This is a genomic window from secondary endosymbiont of Heteropsylla cubana, assembly GCF_000287355.1.
Lineage (GTDB): Bacteria > Pseudomonadota > Gammaproteobacteria > Enterobacterales > Enterobacteriaceae.
The window spans coordinates 606,367-629,019 of record NC_018420.1; the positions used below are offsets into that span (position 1 = coordinate 606,367).

Consider the following 22,653-nt stretch of genomic DNA (forward strand, 5'->3'; position numbering starts at 1 on the left):
TCTAATTATTAAACAACATTATTAGTTTTTAGTGGTTTTTATTAAATTTAGAAGTGGCTGTTGATTTAAAAAATATGATTTTAAAAAAAACAACATTTTTACTGTTTAATTATTTCTTTCTTCATCTGGTTTCGCATGAAAAGTGTAACGTTTTACGTCCTTAACCAACATGTAACAATAGATGATCTAGCTGCGATAGAGCAGTTTGTTTGTGATTTCGTTGCTAAACAATGGCGGCAAGTAAAAAGAATACTCATCTTCTGTAAAGATGATACTCAAGCATTTAGACTTGATGAAGCTTTGTGGGGGCGTTCTGCTGATGAATTTATACCGCACAATTTAGTGGGAGAAGGTTTCCCTGACGGGTCTCCAATAGAAATTTGTTGGCCTCAGCGTTTAGAAGGTCGCAATATATACCGAGATTTATTGATCAATCTATTGGAAACTGATGTGACTTTTCCTTTCTCTTTTAATTCAGTAATAGATTTTGTTCCAAATGATAATACTTTAAAAGAATTGGCGCGCTGTCGTTATAAACAATATCGAAACCTCGGGTTTCATGTGATTACATCTAAGTCTTCAACATAGTGATTAATTTCTCATAATGGATAAAACATACAACCCAAAAAATATCGAACAGCCCTTGTATGAGAAATGGGAGCAAAAAGGTTATTTTAAGCCAAATAATCATCGGATGCAAAATAGTTACTGCATCATGATTCCACCGCCCAATGTAACCGGTAGTTTACATATGGGGCATGCTTTCCAACAAACTATTATGGATACCCTGATTCGATATCATCGAATGCAGGGTAAAAATACTTTGTGGCAAGTGGGCACTGATCATGCCGGTATTGCGACTCAGATGGTAGTGGAGAGAAAAATCGCTCATGAAGAAGGAAAAACTCGCCACGATTATGGTCGTGATGCTTTTATCAAAAAGATTTGGTGTTGGAAAGAGAAAACTGGTAAGACAATTACTAATCAAATGCGTAGACTCGGTAATTCTATAGACTGGCAGCGTGAGCGCTTTACTATGGACGAAAGGTTTTCTAATTCTGTAAACGAAGTTTTTGTGCGCTTATATGAAGAAAATTTGATTTATCGTGGTCAGCGTTTGGTGAATTGGGATCCAAAACTAGGAACTGTAGTTTCTGATCTTGAGGTGGAGAGCCGTTTATCAAAAGGTTCAATGTGGTATCTTCGCTACTATCTTTCCGATGGTGTAAAGACTATGGATGGATTAGATTATTTAGTAGTTGCCACTACACGACCTGAAACGGTGCTTGGAGACACAGCGGTGGCAGTTCATCCTGAAGATCCTCGTTATAGTAACTTAATAGGTAATTTCGTTAATTTACCTTTAGTGGGTCGTCGTATTCCGATTATTGCTGATAAATACGTTGTTAAAACAACAGGTACTGGATGTGTTAAAATTACACCAGCGCATGATTTTAACGATTATGAGGTTGGAAAACGGCATCTATTGCCGATGATTAACATATTTACCTTAAATGGTACTGTCCGGGAGTCTGGCGAGGTATTTGACTCTTTTGGTAAACCTAGCGATTTAGTATCAGGAGAAATTCCAAAGAATTTCCGTGGCTTAGATCGTTTTTCTGCACGAAAGGAAATAGTAGAAGAGTTTAATCGTCTTGGATTGCTATTAGATATCAAAGATCATGATGTTATGCTTCCTTATAGCGATCGTGGTGGTGTAGTTATTGAGCCGATGTTAACCATCCAATGGTACATACGTATGGAGCCACTAGCAAAGGTAGCACTTGAAGCGGTTAAAAAGGGTGAAATCCAATTCGTGCCTAAGCAATATGAAAATATATATTTTCGTTGGATGTATGATATTCGAGACTGGTGTATTTCTCGTCAGCTTTGGTGGGGTCATCGCATACCGGCCTGGTATGATTCCTTGGGGCGAGTGTATGTAGGTCGTAGCGAAGAAGAAATACGGAAGCAGCATCAAATAAAAAATGATGTAGCGTTATGTCAAGATAAAGATGTTTTAGATACTTGGTTTTCTTCCGGATTATGGACATTTTCTACTCTAGGTTGGCCAGAAAATACTAATGCGCTTCGCAATTTCCATCCAACAAATGTAATAGTGAGTGGTTTTGATATTATCTTTTTCTGGATTGCACGCATGGTTATGTTAACCATGCATTTTATTAAGGATGAAGACGGAAATCCGCAGGTTCCTTTTAAAACAGTTTATATTACTGGTTTAATTAGAGACGAGTTTGGAGAAAAAATGTCTAAGTCTAAAGGAAATACTATTGATCCACTAGACATAGTTGATGGCATCTCTTTGACGGATTTAATAAAGAAACGAACCAGAAATATGATGCAGCCGAAGTTAGCAAAAAAAATTCGCAAGCTCACTGCACAACAGTTTCCCTATGGTATAAAAGCATATGGCACTGATGCGCTTCGTTTTACTATGCTGATATTAGCGAGTACTAGTCGCGATATTAATTGGGATATGAAGCGTTTGGAAGGTTATCGAAATTTTTGCAATAAGTTATGGAATGCTAGTCGTTTTGTATTACTAAATACAAAACAACAGGATTGTGGTTTTCAGGGTGGATCTAAAGTTTTATCGTTAGCTGATTATTGGATACAAGTCGAATTTAATAAAATAGTAAAAGAATTTCGTCAAGCATTAGATAATTATCGATTTGATTTAGCGGCTAGTCTTTTATATGAATTTATTTGGAATGAGTTTTGTGGTTGGTATTTAGAAGCTACAAAATTATTGCTTAACGAAAGCATAGATATTAAAAAACTTCGTGGTACTCGTTATACTCTCATTACAATGTTAGATGCGATTTTGCATTTAGCGCATCCAATGATTCCATTTATTACCGAAAAGATCTGGTATCAGGTAAAGAATATCACTAAACATGATGGTGATACATTAATGTTACAAGCGTTTCCATCCTGTGATGTATCTATGGTTGATTCGAATGCCTGTGTAGATTTTATGTGGATTAAAAAAATTGTTATTGTCATACGCACTGTTCGTGTAAAAATGAATATTCCTACTACCAAGCCGATAGCAGTGTTATTGCGTAACGCTTCTACTTCTGTAGTGCGTAGGGTTAATGAAAACATGGATTTGATTATAAGTTTAGCGAAACTCAAATCTTTAACTTTTGTTTTATCGGAAGATGAATGTCCAGCTGTTATTATAGAGATTATTGATGGTGCTGAATTATTAATTGTAATGGAAAGCTCTGTTGACAAGGACATTGAGTTAGATCGTTTAGAACAAGAGTTCATGCGTCTTAATAAAGAAATTGATCGTATTAAAGCCAAACTCGGAAACCAGGGTTTTATCAGTTATGCTCCCGAGGCAGTAGTGATGAAAGAACGAGATAAGCTTAAAACATATCAAGAATCTATAAAAAAACTACAGGAGCAGAAAGTGTTTTTTTCTGGATTATAATACTGTAACCTAGAATGGTAGAAACGGATCGGTTTTTCTACATAGTAAGAGTCATTTTTTTTTGTGAATTTACGTGAGATATCTTTGAATTTACACTAAACTTATTCAGTTAACATTGTAATGTATTCATCTACAATACTTTTCTATTTAACCGTATTTTTTCGACGATTTCAATATCAGGTTTCTTTCCAATTATTTGATGAGCATTTTTATGGGTATAAAAGTACTAGGTTAATGTGCAACTCTGTAGTTAGTAGAGTAAATAACAGGTGTTTTTCTGTATAGCATGTTAATTATGATGCTTTTTATGATGCTGCTCATAACAGACTAAACAAGTCACATTATCTCGGATAGAGGAAATTAAATAAAAAAATCAAAAGTCATTTTTTTACAGTTGATAATTTATCGTATATTTTTCGTACTTAACGCACTCATTCTGGATTATTCATTTATATTGAAATCATAGAATGAAGAATTAAATTAGGTTGATGCGGCGCTTGCTTTTTATTGTTATAAATTTCTAATTTACTGCTGATTAAATTATTTTCCGCTTCATTTAGTTATGCATCATACTCACAGAAATGTAGATTAGCATGTTAATCATAAGTTTATTTATTAATTAAAACAAGATTAATTATTGTATTAAAAATTAATTTAATTAATTCTATTGCTAAGTGTGTGATTAGGGTATTATAAAGATGGTTTGTACAGTGGTAACTTGTAAATAAACGTCTTTATTTTCTTTATGTTAATTTTTCTTCATTGAGGTATCGATTTAATGAAAAGTTTTTTTGTATAATAGAACTTTAGTAGATAGTAACATTTTTTATTATATAAAGATTTTTATGCTTGTATTTTAGCGTAAATTTATGGAGCTGGCGGGATTTGAACCCGCGTCCGAAATTTCTTTCCTGTTGGTACTACATGCTTAGTCTAGTCTTTATATTTATTTATTAGCAGCGGATAGACACGCTAATAATAAACTAGCCTTATTAGAATTTAACGTGTTATCTCAGGCAAGATAACAACGCGATCTCTTTTTAGGTTTGACCTTTCTTTTTGCCCGTCCTAAGAGCGGAGGCTAGGTAGAAAGGGAATCTTTAATTTTAAGCTGCTAAAGCAGTTTTAGATTCGAATTGTGAATCATTTGCATTTATTTTTTTTGAGGTTGTTTTACGAGGCCAACCTCACCTCGGCATGCACCTTGAGTTTTGTAAATTTCGTCGAATCCATAATCAGCCCCAAAAAAAATATTATATCACACTATAATATTAATTGTATAGTTAGAGGGTAAATGTTATTTTCCATAATACTTTATAATTCGAGCTTTATCCAGTTGCCAGTCACGTTTTTTAAGATCTTCGCGTTTGTCGTACTTTTTTTTACCTTTTGCTATACCAATTTTTACTTTTATCCATACTTTTTTCCAGTAGAGAGAGAGAGCTAAAATAGTATAACCATCGTGGTTTTTTTGCTTAATTAATAAATTAAGTTCAGTTTTATTAAGTAAAAGTTTTCGGATCCGCATTGGATCGCATATTGTATGAGAAGAAGTTACTGTTAACGGTGAGAAGGTTGCACCAAAAAGATAGGCTTCTCCATTTTTCAGTAAAACATAGCTATCATTTATACTTGCCTTGCCCGCACGTAGCGATTTTACTTCCCATCCATGTAGAGATAGCCCAGCCTCGAATTCTTTTTCTATACAATATTCATATCGAACACGTTTATTTTGTAAAATAATAGATGATGTGGTTTTTTTTGGTCTTTTTATTTGCATATTTCATCATACTATATTTAGTTCTTTTTAAGAACACTAAGATATTTTTTTTGATTACAATTTTCATAAATATAATAATATTATATTAGCTAGACATCTCTAATAGGTAATCTTTTTATGCTATTTTAAGGTTTTATCAATTAGATAAAATTCGTCTTTCTGAGTCTTTTTTTTTAAAAGTGTTTTTATCTAATTTTTAGATTTTAGTAAAGTGTTAAAATTTTTTTTCAGAATAAGATCATTTTTATTTGAGAAGTGATTGAATTATGATTTTTTTTATTTGTTATAAAAATTTTTGCTTTGTAGAATAAATTATTTAACTAATTCTAGTTTAGAATTTTTCCTCTCTTTTGAAAAAAGCTAAAATTTAATGCATATTAAAATCAATAGATATAATAAAAAGACAAAATATTTACTTTAAATTAAGTATTACTTCTAAAAGTAATAACAGAGAACTGCGCACTTATTATCTATAAGTTTAGATATTATAGATGTCAAATCTAAAATATAAAAATATAAATTACATCTTGAAGTTTTAGAAAAAAGGTAATTAGTGATAAAAATATTTTATATTCACAAAGCAATTTGATTGAGGTTTTTAAAAAAAACACATTAGAAATGTTTTTCTATACTACTAGAGCACTTTTGTTTTGTAAGTTAAGAGTTTTATTGTTTCTGTATGTTTATAAAAACACTTTTATCTAATAAATATTAATCTATTAATTTTATACTACTAAGCATGAGTTAAGAATGAAAATTATTTTATAAATGAAAATAATCATAATTTGGCAAGCAGATCGTTATTTTTAAAGTCACTAAAAAGTGGGATTTTTATTTTAAGATTTTTAAGTCTACTTAAAAGTAATTAAGCACAAGCTACCTTTTTTTTAATTTTGTTATATTAAATAATACATTTAAAAAAATATCAGGATAAGACATAGATCTTGCTTAGAGTGAGTGTATTTAAAATAGGGAATACTTTGTGTTATCTAATGAAATAAAATCAGGTATAGATAAATATTAGAAATGTCATTGTTTGCATTATTCAAAGACACTAAAATAACTTAAATGTTTTTTTATTAAATTAGAAAATATAGCTGTTTAGCTACGTTTTATTTATCTGGGGTACCAGGATTCGAACCTGGGCATATCGGAGTCAGAATCCGATGCCTTACCGCTTGGCCATACCCCAAAAAAAAACAAATGGTGGCTACGACAGGAATTGAACCTGTGACATCAGCATTATGAGTGCTGTGCTCTAACCATCTGAGCTACGTAGCCTTGTTGCGTGATTTTTTAATAAAGATTTTGTTAATAAAGAAATTTATTTTTAAATTTTTCTTCAATTAGAGTTAAATTATCAATAACAACTTATAAATCTATAGTATTTCTTTACTAACTATATTTAGTATTTAAAGTGTAAAAATTCTGGGGTACCAGGATTCGAACCTGGGTATGGCGGGATCAAAACCCGCTGCCTTACCGCTTGGCTATACCCCATTGTTGTGTGCTTTAAATATAATACGGGAGGCGAGACTTGAACTCGCATGCTTCGCAGCGCCAGAATCTAAATCTGGTGCGTCTACCGATTTCGCCACTCCCGTATATATTTAGAAAGGATCGAAATTTTAAAGTTTAACACTATAATTATTTTTTATATTTTATTAACTTAAATCGTAAAATTAATTATGCAAAGTTGATAGATTATAGTCAAATCGTTATTAATCAATCTAGATTACATTTTATGTATGTTTTTAAGTAGTGTTATTTTGATAATTACGAGTCTGATTTTAATAAAGGTAAACTTAAAGATACTGTTTTTAGATATTTTTCTAACACTAAAAGATTTTATTCCATCATAATATATTCTAGTAAATAAAATGTCAAATGATGTTATTATGCAAAAATAGTTTTCATGTTCGATATTTGGTGTTAATAATAACTTAATGTTCAGTTAAGAGTATTTTTAGCGCAGTTTGTAAGCCTTTTTATAAAGAATTTTTATTATTTTTTATATTGATTTTATACAATGATTGATAGGAGTTAAGTAATATTTAACCTAATAAGTTATAAAGTGGAACATAGTTTTTTTATAAGAAATATAATAGCGAATCTTCTGTTAGTTGTTGCTCTAACTGAAACGTTAATTATCGATGTTTTTATTATGCTTGTAATATTAATGTAGCCAACATCATATTTTAAGTTTATTAGAAAAAAAGATATAATTATATCCTTCTTACTTAGTTTTGGAAATGAAAGCATCTCATGTACTGTAATTATTTTATAGGAAACTTACTAATTCATGTAAATGTTGATTTAGTTAAATCAAGTAAATGTTTACCTCTTTAAGCTTAATATTGTCTTAATAGGAGAAACTGGATACAATAGATTTATTGGTAATAAAAAATTGCTTGTCTATTAAAGATTTCATTTAATAGTTCACATGTTTGAATTATTTTAGTTAACTGTTTTTTTTAGTTTTATATTGTAGCAGATATTAGAGTAAAAATATTTTACAAATACAGGCTATCTTAATATTCTTATTGTCAATGTAAAAAAAAATCAAACAGAGTCTCTCTTTTTTTTATTGTTCACAGTAATCAATTTTCCTTTATGAAATTTTTTAATAATTTCTATCTATCATGCGTTACTGAGTTATTGGAATTGTCAATAAATAAAATAATATGCATTTTTAAAGGAGCTTTTACCATTAGAACAGTATCTGCTCATAAGCATAGTAAAGTCAACCATAAAATGTTTTTATTAGATATCTGGATAGCATCGAAATGCTATAATAATGAATTTATTTGCACGGAGATGTTTTAATGTTGCTAGAAAATCTATTTATAAAAAATTTATCAATAGAAATGAAGCAATGTTTTTTTTGGTAAAATACTTAAATATTTAAGATCATTCGTTGTTTACAGTATATTTAGTTGCGGATTTAGCAAATATAATTGTTGTATATAACATATATCGCTGTCTTTATTAAGACATATGTTTTACTTTTTTCATGTGCGATTGATAGTTGAATGGTTTAAGAAGATTGCTTCACTATTGTTAGTTTAGTAATACATGACACAAGATTTAATAGAATTAAGGTGTTATTTGATTAGGTGTGGAGTTTACTAATATGGATTTTTTATGAACATTATCGCAAGAATAACACTCGTATAGCATATTGACAAATGCCACATTTTTATTTGGTTAAATCTAATCAAAACAATGTTTTTTTTGCAATACTTGCATGAAACTATTGTGATAATTGATATTATTGGATAATATATTATTTTGGTAATTAGATTTCAATGCATAGTTTGAACATAAATGGGACAATTTTCGATGTTAAAGATTTTCAATACTTTACGACATCAAAAAGAAGTTTTTAAACCTATCTGTGTTGGTAAAGTCAGCATATATGTTTGCGGTGTTACTGTTTATGACTTTTGTCATATTGGTCATGCAAGAACTTTCATCGTTTTTGACATGGTTACTAGATATCTTCGTCACTGTGGATATACTGTTAATTACATTCGTAATATCACTGATATTGAAGATAAGATTATTCGTCGTGCTGCTGAAAATAAAGAGACATGTCATAATCTCACTTTACGCATGATTAGTTCTATGCGCAGTGATTTTGAAAAGTTACACATTTTACCTCCAAACAAAGAACCCTGTGCAACGCAACATATACCTGAAATTATAGAGTTTGTTGCTAAACTAATAAGAAGAGATCATGCTTATATAGCCGATAATGGTGATGTAATGTTTTCGGTGGATACTGATAAAAATTATGGATTATTGTCACGTCAAGATTTAGATCAACTTCAAGTAGATACTCGAGCTAAAATTCCGAGCATAAAAAGAGATTTTCGCGATTTTGTTTTATGGAAAAAAGCAAAACCTAACGAGCCAAGTTGGGAGTCGCCATGGGGTGCTGGTCGTCCCGGCTGGCATATTGAGTGTTCAGCTATAAATAGACAACAGCTTGGACATCATTTTGATATTCATGGTGGTGGATCAGATTTAATTTTTCCTCACCATGAAAATGAGATTGCTCAGTCTACCTGTTCTCAGGATGGTCCTTATGTAAATATCTGGATGCATGCTGGAATGGTTATGTTTAATCGTGAAAAAATATCAAAATCATCAAATAATTTTTTCACCGTGAGAGAAGTGTTGCAGGATTACGATCCTGAAACTGTGCGTTATTTTTTAATGTCAGCTCATTACAGAAGTCCAATACATTATAGTGAATCTAACCTTAAACAGGCTCGTTCAGCACTTGAGCATTTGTATCTTGCTCTTCGCGGTACTAGCACAACTGCTCTTCCATCGGGAGGTGAAGAATTTATTGAACGGTTTATCAAAGCTATGAATGATGACTTTAATACGCCAGAAGCTTACTCTGTACTCTTTAATGTTGCACATGTAGTCAATTCTTTAAAAAGAAAAAAATTAACAAAAGAGGTAGAAGGTATGGCGGCAACATTACGCTATTTAGGCGGGATATTAGGTTTGTTTAAGCAACCAACTCATCTTTTTTTAAAAAAAATAAGAGAAGATAATTTAGAAAAAAATATCATAATAGAAGCGCTAATCCAAAAGCGAAATGAAGCGCGTAAAGTTAAGCAGTGGGATGTAGCAGATGCAGTTCGGAACAAGCTAACTGCACTTGATATTATTTTAGAAGATTCTGAAGAAAAAACATTTTGGAGGCGTCGGTAGCAGTTAAAGTGTTGGAAGTATGCTATCTCTAATTTTCTTCTATTATTTAAATTGTTTATTTTATATAGAAGAAAATACTTTTTTCTAATCATATTCAAAGTTTTTTAATGAATGTTATTGGGTGTTAAGCGACTCTTATGTATGGGTGATATTTGGAGTAAAGTTAGCTACTTTATGACTAGAATCTCAATAAATGCAAAAAAATAAATAGATTATATTTTCATGAGATCGTTTAATTGAAAATTAGGATGATGGTGTTATATCATGATAATTCTCACATGCATGTAGAGTGTTTTGGATAAGCGTAGCAACTGTCATTGGTCCTGTCCCACCTGGAACAGGTGTAATGTAAGCCGCGTGTTGTGCGGCACTAATATAATCTACATCACCTACCACTTTACCATCTTTCATACGATTAATCCCCACATCGATGACTACTGAACCAGGTTTTATCCATTCACCAGGAATAAAATTTGCTTTGCCTACTCCTACAACTAATAGATCAGCATGTTGAATATGCCATTGTAAATTACGTGTAAAACGATGAGTAATAGTTACCGTACAGCCTGCTAGTAATAATTCAAGACTCATTGGTCGGCCAACGATATTAGAAGCGCCAACTACAACGGCATTAAGACCAAAAGTATTAATGTGATAATATTCTAATAACATAAGAACGCCGCGGGGAGCACAAGAACGTAGCCGAGGTGAACGTTGGCAAAGTCGACCAATATTATATGGATGGAGACCATCTACATCTTTATCAGGGGTAATTCGCTCTATTATATTAAGATAGTTCATGTTTGGTGGCAAGGGCAGTTGTATTAAAATCCCATCAATTCGGTGATCAGCATTCAGTTGATCAATTAACACTAATAATGTTTCTTCCTTTACCGTACTGGGAAGATTATAAAATAGGGAAAAAAATCCGACGTCTTTGCAGGCTTTTCGTTTATTTTCGACATAAATTTCCGAAGCAGGGTCGTGTCCAACAAGTACTACTGCTAGCCCTGGTGGGCGTTTGCAAGCCTTAATTCGCGCTTTAACTCGCACAGCTACTTCGTTTCTAATCTGTTTTGCAACAGTTTTACCATCCATTATTTTTGCTAGCATCCAAATGAGCAATTCGTTAATTTAAGTAAGATTAGGAGATAATATTTTATCAAGAACGTAATTTTTTCTATTAGTAGACAAAAAAAATATTTACTGAAATACTTACTCCAGTATAATGCAGTCTACGTGAAGGACAAGAGATAAAATAATTTTATAAGCGCCCTTAGCTTAGCGGGATAGAGCAACGGCCTTCTAAGCCGTAGGTCGTAGGTTCAAGTCCTACAGGGCGCACAATCAAAGTATGTAACTTATAAGAATATTATTCTATATAGCATTAATAATATATACTTGTTTTGAAAAAAAAGGAATTAGTATTAATGTATCATTAGATTCTTATTTTTTATTTATTAAATAATTAATTTTAAAAATTATCACAATATATTAAACTAGATTCTTAAAACTAACAGAATGCAATAAAGTTCATGTAATTATAAAAAAATGTAAAAAACAAGATTTTTAAAAAAAAGTTTATGATTTTCTTTCTTGAAGAAAATTTAATAAGATCAAGTAATTTAATAATTTAATAAAGATTATAGGTAAAGTTAACATGTTTGAGTTTATTTGTTATCAATTTTTTTAATATAAGATTTATTTAAAATATCTTGTCGACTAAAAAATAGTGCGATATATCCGATTAGAAAAACTACAGTCCATAGAGGCCAAGATCCAAGGTAAGCGTAGGGAGTTATACCTTTTGTTGGTGTTATACGAATGTTTAACACATTGCGTGTAAATTGCGGTAATTGAGCTACTGGTTTACCATCTGCGTTAACAAGTGCGGTAATTCCATTATTTGTACTACGTAAAAGTGGACGTCCAAGTTCTAGTGAACGCATACGTGCCATTTGGAAATGTTGCCAGGGTCCAATAGAATCTCCAAACCATCCATCATTTGAAACTGTTAAAAGAAAATCAGTGTCAGAGCGAAAATTATCTCGCACCTGAGTACCTAAAATAATTTCGTAGCAGATTGTGGCAGTTATTTTCATGTCTGACACGAGAAGTTGGTCTTGTAAATAACGTCCTTTACTAAATGATAGCATCTGTAGATTGCAAGTTCGTAAGAGCGATTGAATAATTCTTTTTAAGAAAACGGTTTCACCAAATGGTACTAAGTGATGCTTTTTATAGCGATTCTTTGAAGAAAGAAAATAGGGTGTAGATTCGCCTAATACAATAATACTGTTGTAGTAATTATAGCCGTTTGTAGTAGGAGACGCCTCAATAATCCCAGTAATTAATCGAGTGTTCCCCGCCCGTAACTGTTTATCAAGTTCCATTAATAACGTATGGTGAGTTAGTTCATTATCGGGTATAGCTGATTCTGGCCAAATTACTATTTGTGCATTACCAATAGCTGGAAGGGTGTATTTTAGATAAATGTCTAGCATTGGTTTTATTTGGTTTACTTGCCCCTTAGCTACTTGAGAAATGTTGCCTTGTACTAGTGTGACGTTAATTGTACGATTTGGTTGTGATTTGTACCAACGTAGTAAACATAAAGGGTAGAGTAAAACTAGAATAGCTACTGCGATAAGAGCAGGTAAAAAATTCTGTTTTGTAAAAGTATAGACGAATAGTCCACTTACTAACAATAATATAAAAGTGATTGCTTGTACACCAAATAGCGGCGCAATTCCTCTTAATGGACCATCTATCTGGCTATAGCCAAATTCTAACCAAGGAAACCCTGTAAAGATCCACGCGCGTAAATACTCAGTAATTGACCAGAGCACCGGAGTACCGAATGCTAATCGCCATATAGAGGTGTGGGGCCAAAATATCACTAGTAGTATAGAAAAAAGGAGAGGATAAAGTGCTAAATAAGCAGTTAAAATTATCATCAGGATGATATGTAGAGGGAATGATCCACTCAACTGTGTAATACTTATATGGATCCAATTAACACCTGTGCCGAACAGGCCTACACCCCAGAGGAAACCATACCATCCGGCTTGTCGTACATTACACTTCAGATTAATTGCTAGTAGACCACTGAGTGATACTATGGCAGCGGGCCATAAATCATATGGGGAAAAAGCTAATGTACCACAAGCTCCAGAACTGAGTGCTAATAGTTCACGTAATCGTGGAAATAAAAACCGTAAATTAATAAACATAAAATAATTAATGTTTTTAGAAAGAAATTTCTTATTGCTATAAGGTTTAGAGATATTAGCTGGTTTTTTTTGTTGACGATCTTTTTTTAAAGATTGTGATTGAGTCTTGATGTGCTTTTTCAGGGTGTTGTTGGGCAGAATAAACTATCTACAATTAAATTACGCGCATGTGTGTATTTTTTTGTTTCGAGTTTTACTCGTAGAGATTTTTTCATCGATACCATTTTAAGGAAATATTCGTTATGAATCTAGTCAGTTGACGTATTGGGCGATAGCTATATTTAAGAAAAATAATGATATTAGAAGTTAAATAGTTAATATAAAAAATTATTAATAAAAAAGGATTTTTTAAGAAAAGTTTTATAATTAATACAATCTAAGAAAATAACGTTAATATTACTAATCCAATAAGAATATTGAAAATTCATTGCTGACTTTAGAGTGCAGAGCTAAAAATAAGAAAATTGGTTATAAACAACTAAAAAATTTATATTTGCGTTAAGTGTTTTATTTTAAAATAGATTTACGATTAATAACTAAAATTGATCTAATTATAGTAAATATCTATATAAATATGATATAATACCATATATTTTTTTTAATTTTAACTAAAAAATACACTTGTTTTTTTATAAAAGAAAAAAAATCAAGATATAGTTTTATACGGAAAGTTAATCTTCTATTTGTTATTTTTCTTTTGGTATCTTAAAACGCTTGTTGAATCGGTCAATACGACCCCCAGTATTAATGACACGTTGCGTTCCGGTATAAAACGGATGACACGAACTGCATACGTCTAAGCTCAAATTATGTTCGATGGTAGAACGAATCTCTATAATATTGCCGCAAGAACAAGTGGCAAGAATTTTTTTATAAATTGGATGAATGTTTTTTTTCATATAAACCTCTTGGTCAACTGATATTAATGTCTATAGATAATTATAGATTTTTATAAAAAAGTAGAGTCCATTATAAAACTGAAAAACATCAAATTGCATATAAAATGCATCATATTATACAAAAACGCAAGAAGATATTCAAATAGAATTAATAAAAACAATGCTTAGGATTATTAATTTATGCCTTTTATTAAAGTTGTATTACCTATTCCTGTAGTCCGGATTTTTGATTATCTTGCACCAGATAACATAGTACCGCCGATTGGCGGGAGAGTACTAGTTCCATTTGGTCAACGTCAGATTATTGGGATTGTTATAGCTTTAACCGATCATAGTAAGGTAGCTTTGACTTACTTAAAACCTATTACGGACATCGTTGATAACGAGTCTCTGTTTTCCAGTAACCTTTGGCGTACTTTAGTTTGGGCTATAACTTATTACCATCATCCCCCAGGCGCAGTATTATTTCACACTTTACCTGTTTTGCTTCGCCAAGGAGAACCTATAAAAAAAACACCACTTCAGGAGTGGTTTATTACAGAAAAAGGACAAAGCGTATCTCTTGATAGTTTAAACGGGCTTCCGAAACAGAAAAAAGCTCTAAAAGCTCTTTGTCAAAAATCAATATATCATCATCAGATATGTGAGTTAAAATTGGCGAAGAGCAATATAACGTCATTGCGTGACAAAGGTTTATGTAATTTTCGATTCATAGAAAAAGATGGGTGCGATTGGAGTTCTGACTTCCAAGTAAATAACAAAAATTTTCAGTTTCAATTAAATGCTGAACAATCTAAAGCGATACATGCTATTTGCAGTGTAGAAAAAAAGTTTTTTGTCTGGCTCTTAGTTGGGGTTACTGGTTCTGGAAAAACTGAAGTCTATTTAAAAGTACTCGAAACAATTTTAAGTAAAGGTCAGCAAGCTTTAGTGCTTGTGCCAGAAATCGGTTTGATACCTCAAACTATTTCTCGGTTTCGCAAGCGTTTTAATGTTCTTATTGAAGTTTTACACTCCGGGTTAAGTGATAGTAAACGTTTATCTGTTTGGAAACACGCTCGTTACGGTCAATGCGCCATTGTTATCGGAACTCGATCGGCATTGTTTACTTCATTTTTTCAACTAGGCATGATTATTGTTGATGAGGAACATGATAGCTCTTACAAACAACATGTAGGGTGGAGATATCACGCCAGAGATTTGGCAGTTTTTCGGGCTCGGGAGGAAAATATACCAATTGTTTTGGGGACCGCTACTCCTTCTTTAGAGGCGTTGTATAATGTGTATAAAAGAAAATATCGACAACTGACATTAGGTAAACGTGTCGGTAGTGCTAAATTACCGATGCAGAAGCTAATAGATATTAAAGGTTTAGAGTTAACATGTGGACTTTCAGTGTTGTTGCTAAAAAAAATGCGTATGCATTTATCACAAGGCAATCAGGTTATGTTATTTCTTAACCGACGTGGTTTTTCTCCAATATTACTCTGTCATGAATGTGGTTGGATAGCTAAATGTCTACGATGTGATCTGAATCATATCTTACATCAACATTGTCGTCAATTGCGTTGTCATAACTGCAGCACGCACCAGTCTCTACCATTTTCATGTCTTCAATGCGGCTCTACTCAGCTTGTTGCTTTTGGAGTAGGTACAGAGCAATTAGAAATAGGATTGTCGTCTTTATTTCCTAATATAGAAATAACACGTATTGATCGCGACACAACGGCGCGTCAAAACTCCTTAGAAAATTTTTTAGTTAATATAAAACGAGGTGGAGCGCGTATTTTAATTGGCACTCAAATGCTAGCAAAAGGGCATCATTTCCCAGATGTTACACTTGTTGCTTTATTAGAGGTAGATGGAGTGCTATGTTCTTCTGACTTTAGAGCCACTGAACGTTTTGCTCAGTTATATACTCAAGTTGCAGGTCGGGCGGGGCGTGCGAAAAAATTAGGAGAAGTATTGTTGCAAACATATTATCCAGAACATCCTTTTCTAAAAATGTTGCTGGATTATGGTTATATGCAATGTGCGCAAGAGATTTTAAAAGAACGGCGAGAAGTTGGTTTGCCTCCTTTCACCAAAAATATCTTGTTTCGTGCAGATTCTTATGATGATTATCAGGCAGGGTTATTTTTAGAGCAATTGCGTCAGGTGTTGATCAATAGTTCTTTATTTGATAATACCTTATGGTTTATAGGCCCCACCCCTGCATTACCACCAAAGCGTCGGGGGCTTTTTCGATATCAATTATTTTTATTTCACCCTTCGCGTATAAGATTGCAACGCTTAATTTCTATTAATTTGCCAAAAATACGTGCTCTACCATTGGGGAATAAAGTAAAATGGTCATTAGATATAGATCCTATTGATATCTAAAGAAGCCTTGTTTTATTATAAGGAACAAACGTGTTATTCGATAATTGAAGATTTTCAATCTAGAGAAAACTTTTTATATACCAAGAGAATTCTAGTTAATAAAAGAAGCATACTCTTTGGATTATAAATTATTAGACTAGTTTTAATTTTTACTTAGTCATTCTTGAGCTAAATATATCACTAAAAAATAATTTTAATAGATTATAAAATTATACTGATTAGTGTAGTTTTAAGTAGAATAGTAGTCCTGTAGTCCTTTTTTTATTACATCCACTAGATATTTAACCTTATTACTATTTTTTTTATAAAAAAAACGACACTTGATACGTAAAATTAATTAGATATCAATAGGTTAAAATATATTGCTCGCTATTATATTAATGATGGTTTTAATGAAAACGCATAGATAAATCAAGTGCTCGTAGATGTTTGGTTAGCGCACCAACAGAAATATAATCAACACCAGTTAGTGCGTAATCTCTTAATGTAGCTAGCGTAATATTTCCGGAAACCTCTAACACTGAGCGTTTGCGTGTTATTTCTACCGCTTTTCTAATGTCGTGATAGTTAAAGTTATCAAGCATAATAATGTCAGCGCCAGCATCTAATGCTTGAACGAGTTCATTTAAAGATTCAACTTCGACTTCCACTGGTAGATCATTGCTCAATGCTAAGGCACCAGCGATTGCGTTACTGATTGAGCCTGCAGCAATAATGTGATTCTCTTTAATGAGAAATGCATCGTCCAGTCCAAGTCGATGATTACTGCCCCCACCGCATAACACCGCGTATTTTAGAGCTGTGCGCAGTCCAGGTATAGTTTTTCGTGTATCAACTACCGTTGTAGTAGTATCAGCTATTGCCGCAACGTATCGTCTTACTTCGCTAGCCACTCCACATAACATCTGAATAAAATTAAGGGCAGTTCGTTCTCCAGTAAGTAGTAGTCGAGTTGAACCACTCAATCGACAAAGCGAATGATTAGGGAAAACCTTGTCTCCATCTTTTACAAACCATTCAATTGCTACGCCACCTCCCAATTGTTTAAAAACTTCTTCGAGCCAGAGTTGGCCACAAAAGATACCATGTTCACGTGCGAAAATGATAGCTTTAGCTTTACTTTCTACAGGAAGTAAAAGTGCGCTGACATCGGCATGGGCGTCAACATTACCACCCAGATCTTCTTTTAGTGCCATATTAACAGATAACGGAATATCTTCTTGAATGCGAGAAAGCAATTTTGCTCTATAACGGTTAACCTTATAACTGTGGATAGACATAAGAATCTCCTTATTTATAAAATGATTCATAAATAGCAAGAATAATGTAATTTAGTTATCATGACGAGTGAGTATTTTAATAAATAAAGTAAATTTACTTCGCGATTAAATTTATAGATAGATTTATTGCGTAAAAAAATTTGATAATTTTTATTTTTTTTAGAGACTATTATTATTTTAACTTTTAAGGGTTTTTTCTTTGGTATTCATGAAAACAATCATTGGAAGTAAAATATATTTTACTGATAAGATAATGCTTAAGTAAGAATGGATCCTTCGTTAGATACTTAGATGATTCATCTGATATTAAAAAAATAAAGAGAAATTTTAAGTATTTATAAAATATTTTATTATTAAGTTGTAGCTACATTTATTTTAAATAAATGATAAAGTCATTTTATCCTTCTCTATTTGAGGCGTATTAGGTCTAATTAATTTTAATTTTTCATAAAGCAGAAAATTTAATAAAATTGTATAAATCATTTCTTTATTAATAAATGTATGCAGAACAAAGAAACTTGTGTTATCAACATCATCCATAGACTAATATTTAATTTTTTTTGAAAAATAAACAATATAGACATAAAGTCGTAAAAATCTAATAGTAGAATGCTGTGTTAAGAAAATAAAGAGTAGTCAGCATTTATACTTAAATAGTATATACTCTGTAACAGAGGGTTTGTTATAAGATTTGTTTTATATATAATTTAAAGCTAATTTTTCATTATTTTAATAAATTAGATCTTATGAAAAGCTAAATAGACCTTGAAGTATAATTTTTATTATAAAGTCGAATGTTCATTGCTCTGATCACCTTAATTTTATAAAAGACGCAGATCATTAGAAATGATTAAAATAATAAATTTTAACAGCATCAGCTGTTTTTATTAATTACTTTTAATAATATTTATTATTTAATTGTTGAAGTTTAATTGAACATTTTTTTTAAATTGCGAAAAAATATTTAGTTGGACTTAATTTATAGCAAATAAATTAACAAAATTATTTGCGTAAAAATATTAAAACCATCTTAAATGATTTAATAATTAATTAATATGATAATATTACTTTTTTTATAAAAACATTCTATTTTTATCGACATTAAAATAATTATTAAAATATTTCATGTTGTTAGTGTAGAAAAGAAAATAATATTTTTAAATCTTTAGTTTTAAAGGATTTTATATAATTCAAATATGGTAAGTAGTTTATATTGGGGTATTTTTTATTTTATTTTGTAATAATTTATTTGGTATTTTCTTTTTTTTTAAGAGTTTAGTATTTTGATAAACGTAATGATTGAATATTTATTTTTTTTGCTTTACAGTAAACAATTTAGTAATTTTATATAATGTTACTGATGTACTTTGTATTCCCCGACAAGTCGTCAGCAATTCGTCTATCAGATATTTGTGGAACCGTAAAAATATTAGTACAGGCCTTTTTCTGGTTTTTAGGAAGCTTAATAGATGATGTTTTTTTAGTTGATGTTGTGCGTGTTATTATTCATCATGTTTCTAATCTTCAACCTGTTAATATATCTCGTTTTATCAGTTTATTAATTTCTAATTTACAGTGCTTGTTATTTATTTTTTTATCATAATAAGTTACAAACTGAAGTTTGTGTTGATTACGATGCTAGCTATCTTTATAGCTGTCTTTGTTTTTGCGCCAATTATTGTCACTAAAAAAAATTTATAAAACAAAATCAATAAGATGAAGTATTAGTTTAGTATTAGATAACCTCTATTTACAAATGCTTGTTATATTTCTTATCTTGATTGTTAGTCAATGGACTAGTATTTTATTAAGGTGTTCAATGTAATTTAGTATGATCTTTTATATTAGCAGTATTGTTAAATAGATTAAGAAATTTAATTTCAGCTTTTTAATCTATCTATACGTCTATATATGTTATTATATAAGGTGTAATTTTTATTACTTATATTTAATAGCAACTTAAAATGTATTCATATCTCACTTATATTATATAAATTTACCATAGCTTATTAATTGTTTTTTCTCTATATTTATGCTTAACTTAAATTAGTTCGATTATTTCAAACTCAAATATTATTTTAATATTTAGTTAATTAAATCTTTAATTGTTATCATTTTAATTTTATTAATCTGATTAATATAATAAATACTTAATAAATAATTATATTATTTTATTGTGCAGCGCAATAATGTAAATAGTATTTTCTGTCTTAATTTAAATTTAAAAATATATGCATCTTATGTTGGTTAGGAGGTTCAATTAAATAATTTAAAGATTTTAATATAGTTAATTTAATATTGACTATTAATGAACTCATCTATACAGACTTAATAATAAATTAAAAACGAGGTTTAATTTAGCTCATTTTTTATATAGTGTCTTTTAAAAAAAATAGTTATTAACTATATTATAAATAAAATATTTATAAGTACGTTATATAAATTTTAATAAATTTATTTTTTAGTGTTTTGAGCGATCTAAAAAAACCAATAACTTTTTCAGATCACAGGATATTTAATATTTATTAAAAATTATCTATTTTTTAAAATTAAACGATGAGTATTGTGAATTAGGGGTAATTTATTTAACTGGATTTTAATTAATTTTTCTTTACTATAAATACTTAGATATATTTAAAGTATCTTGTTAATTTAGTTTGAATATTTTTTAAAAATGAAGAAGGAATCGATAATATTTTTTTGATTTATAGCGCATTAAATAATTTTATTCTTGAGTAAGAATATCAATAGATATTATCTTTTTTAGGAGAAAAAATTATTAGGGTTCAAATAACATTGAGTATTGTATGAATCACTAAAAATTGACATGCTTTATGTTATAAATTATCTAGATGAATATATTATTATTTTAATAATAATTGATTGAAAGCTTTTCTCTTATCTTCATACTGTAGATTGTTAATACCGTTTTGGCAATGATATAGGGATGTAAGTTTTATTTAAAAGCATATTTTTTGTGCAATGGGAGTTGTTTTTTTAGTGAATGGATTTCTAGATAGCACAATTTAGGGTTTTTTTAAGTGAAACTGGTATCCTATTAAAAATAGGAATAAGAAAATGACTTTAATATAAATTATTTATAACAATATAATACAAGTATGATTATGTTTATGAAGCAAATTTTTCGTAGCGTTTAGTTTGTTTTATTATATTTAGACAACATTGATGAATACATTTTTTTGCGATATTATCGTAGTTAAACTATGTTACAATTAAATAAATCAATTGTTGTAAAATATTGCTGTTTTCGTAGGACCAATCTTAAAAACAAGCATGGGATTTTTTTAGAGATTCTTGCTTATAAATTTAACTTATTAAACAAAACAAGCTGTAGAGAATAGTAATCATTAGTTATTATAATGCTGAATTATACTTCTAAATTTTTGTGAGGGAAAATGATTCAGGTGTTTAATTTTAGCGCCGGTCCATCAATGTTGCCTATAGAGGTTTTGCATCAAGCAAAGCGAGATTTATGTAATTGGTGTGGTCTGGGAACATCTGTGATGGAAGTTAGTCATCGTAGTAAAGAGTTTCAAGAAGTAGCTCAGTCTTCCGAAGAAGATATACGTGAATTATTAGCAATTCCAGATAATTATAAAGTCTTATTTTGTCACGGGGGAGCACGTGCACAATTTTCTGCGGTACCAATGAATTTGCTTGGGAAAGCTACGTGTGCTGATTATATCGATAGTGGTTATTGGGGGCGAAGTGCTATAAAAGAAGCAAAAAAATATTGTAATCCAAAAGTTATTAATGTTGTTACAAAAATAGATGGTCTTCGGGCAATTAAACCAATGTGCGAATGGAAATTGTCTCCTAATAGCGCCTATGTACATTATTGTCCTAATGAAACCATTGATGGTATTGCTATCCATGAAGTTCCGAATTTTCGGGATAAGGTGATTGTAGGTGATTTTTCCTCCACGATTTTATCTCATCCATTAGATGTCCGTCGATTTGGAATAATTTATGCTGGAGCTCAGAAAAATATTGGTCCTGCTGGTCTTGCGTTAGTTATCGTGCGTGAAGATCTATTGGGTCGAGCTAATAGAGCAACTCCATCTATTCTAGATTATACAGTTTTAGCTAAAAATCATTCTATGTTTAACACTCCTCCAACATTTTCATGGTATTTGTCGGGTTTAGTGTTTAAATGGTTAAAACTTCAAGGAGGTCTAGAAGAAATGGACAAACGTAATCAGGTTAAGTCATCTCTATTATATCGTGCAATTGATGAAAGTAATTTTTATCGCAATACTGTTGCACCAGCTAATCGTTCTCGAACTAATGTACCATTTCAATTAGAATACCAAGAACAAGAAAAACTTTTTTTAGATGAGTCCTTTAATGTTGGTTTACGTGCGTTAAAAGGACATAGAGTGGCAGGTGGTATGCGTGCGTCTCTTTATAATGCTCTTCCACTAGAAGGTGTTCAGGCACTAGTAAATTTTATGTATAATTTTTCTCGTCGATATAGGAGGTAGTTTGTTGTCTTCTCATCGTAAGGGAGAGCCGGGATTAGCGTAATTATTAGATTTATGAATTAAATATATTACAGAATCATCAGAGTCATCGCGCTCATAGAGAAAATAAATTATTTTGTTATTTACTTTTTTATTATAAATAAAAGTTTTTTAATTTTTTTAACACTAACATAAGTGCTCTAGTAAGTAATCTAGATCGGTAGTTGGATATAGTATCACGTATTTGCTCACGCGAATAGAATTATATTCTATAAATATAAATAATTTAATTTAAAAGTTTTTAATAAGTGAATTATAAAAAATATAACTATATCCTTGTCTAAAATTAAACACAAAATAGACTTCACTAAATTTAAAGATATAAAAATTATATTATACAT

General features: G+C 30.7%; 11 protein-coding genes, 5 tRNA genes and 1 other RNA gene. 7 read left to right on the plus strand and 10 right to left on the minus strand.

The window, feature by feature from the left end:
• The first annotated feature begins 135 nt into the window (after positions 1 to 135).
• Both A35E_RS01585 and A35E_RS01590 read left to right on the plus strand, forming a co-directional pair.
• Positions 136 to 588 (plus strand): DNA polymerase III subunit chi, encoded by a 453-nt coding sequence (locus tag A35E_RS01585; protein ID WP_014888936.1) that lies wholly within the window; start codon positions 136 to 138, stop codon positions 586 to 588.
• A 16-nt stretch (positions 589 to 604) separates the two neighbouring features.
• On the plus strand, positions 605 to 3,463 hold the full coding sequence (locus A35E_RS01590; RefSeq protein WP_014888937.1) for a valine--tRNA ligase: 2,859 nt from the start codon (positions 605 to 607) through the stop codon (positions 3,461 to 3,463).
• A gap of 867 nt (positions 3,464 to 4,330) precedes the next feature.
• On the opposite strand, the gene ssrA is transcribed toward A35E_RS01590, so the two are convergent.
• The 6 genes from ssrA to A35E_RS01615 all read right to left on the minus strand — a co-directional run bounded on the left by ssrA (position 4,331) and on the right by A35E_RS01615 (position 6,847).
• Positions 4,331 to 4,706: a transfer-messenger RNA gene (ssrA, locus tag A35E_RS03065) on the minus strand.
• 54 nt (positions 4,707 to 4,760) lie between these two features.
• Entirely contained in the window at positions 4,761 to 5,243 is a 483-nt protein-coding gene (smpB, locus tag A35E_RS01595) for an SsrA-binding protein SmpB (protein WP_014888938.1), read from the minus strand.
• A gap of 1,120 nt (positions 5,244 to 6,363) precedes the next feature.
• Positions 6,364 to 6,435 (minus strand) — tRNA-Gln (locus tag A35E_RS01600).
• A gap of 12 nt (positions 6,436 to 6,447) precedes the next feature.
• Positions 6,448 to 6,524, minus strand: a tRNA-Met gene (locus A35E_RS01605).
• 147 nt (positions 6,525 to 6,671) lie between these two features.
• Positions 6,672 to 6,743 (minus strand) — tRNA-Gln (locus A35E_RS01610).
• A 22-nt stretch (positions 6,744 to 6,765) separates the two neighbouring features.
• Positions 6,766 to 6,847 (minus strand) — tRNA-Leu (locus tag A35E_RS01615).
• A gap of 1,738 nt (positions 6,848 to 8,585) precedes the next feature.
• On the opposite strand from A35E_RS01615, the gene cysS reads away from it, so the two are divergent.
• Positions 8,586 to 9,974: a cysteine--tRNA ligase gene (cysS, locus tag A35E_RS01620; protein ID WP_014888939.1), complete on the plus strand. Its 1,389-nt coding sequence runs from the start codon at positions 8,586 to 8,588 to the stop codon at positions 9,972 to 9,974.
• Between the two features lie 243 nt (positions 9,975 to 10,217).
• Here cysS and folD read toward each other — a convergent pair whose 3' ends face one another.
• A complete protein-coding gene (folD, locus tag A35E_RS01625; RefSeq protein WP_044105116.1) occupies positions 10,218 to 11,087 on the minus strand; it encodes a bifunctional methylenetetrahydrofolate dehydrogenase/methenyltetrahydrofolate cyclohydrolase FolD in 870 nt (289 codons plus the stop codon).
• 157 nt (positions 11,088 to 11,244) lie between these two features.
• Between folD and A35E_RS01630 the strand changes: the two genes are divergently transcribed.
• Positions 11,245 to 11,318, plus strand: a tRNA-Arg gene (locus tag A35E_RS01630).
• Between the two features lie 326 nt (positions 11,319 to 11,644).
• On the opposite strand, the gene lnt is transcribed toward A35E_RS01630, so the two are convergent.
• Both lnt and rpmE read right to left on the minus strand, forming a co-directional pair.
• Positions 11,645 to 13,207 carry an apolipoprotein N-acyltransferase gene (gene lnt / locus A35E_RS01635; RefSeq protein WP_014888941.1) on the minus strand — a complete coding sequence of 521 codons (1,563 nt, stop codon included), beginning with the start codon at positions 13,205 to 13,207 and terminating at the stop codon, positions 11,645 to 11,647.
• Between the two features lie 686 nt (positions 13,208 to 13,893).
• Entirely contained in the window at positions 13,894 to 14,106 is a 213-nt protein-coding gene (gene rpmE, locus A35E_RS01640; RefSeq protein ID WP_014888942.1) for a 50S ribosomal protein L31, read from the minus strand.
• Positions 14,107 to 14,286: 180 nt separating this feature from the next.
• Between rpmE and priA the strand changes: the two genes are divergently transcribed.
• Positions 14,287 to 16,488 carry a primosomal protein N' gene (gene priA, locus A35E_RS01645; protein ID WP_014888943.1) on the plus strand — a complete coding sequence of 734 codons (2,202 nt, stop codon included), beginning with the start codon at positions 14,287 to 14,289 and terminating at the stop codon, positions 16,486 to 16,488.
• Between the two features lie 389 nt (positions 16,489 to 16,877).
• Here the strand turns inward: priA and nadC are convergent, their stop codons facing one another.
• Positions 16,878 to 17,768, minus strand: coding sequence for a carboxylating nicotinate-nucleotide diphosphorylase (gene nadC, locus A35E_RS01650; protein WP_014888944.1), 891 nt, complete (start codon positions 17,766 to 17,768; stop codon positions 16,878 to 16,880).
• A 1,360-nt stretch (positions 17,769 to 19,128) separates the two neighbouring features.
• On the opposite strand from nadC, the gene A35E_RS03225 reads away from it, so the two are divergent.
• Positions 19,129 to 19,371 (plus strand): hypothetical protein, encoded by a 243-nt coding sequence (locus A35E_RS03225; protein ID WP_160142536.1) that lies wholly within the window; start codon positions 19,129 to 19,131, stop codon positions 19,369 to 19,371.
• Positions 19,372 to 21,184: 1,813 nt separating this feature from the next.
• Positions 21,185 to 22,273 carry a 3-phosphoserine/phosphohydroxythreonine transaminase gene (gene serC, locus A35E_RS01655; RefSeq protein WP_014888946.1) on the plus strand — a complete coding sequence of 363 codons (1,089 nt, stop codon included), beginning with the start codon at positions 21,185 to 21,187 and terminating at the stop codon, positions 22,271 to 22,273.
• Positions 22,274 to 22,653 lie beyond the last annotated feature (380 nt).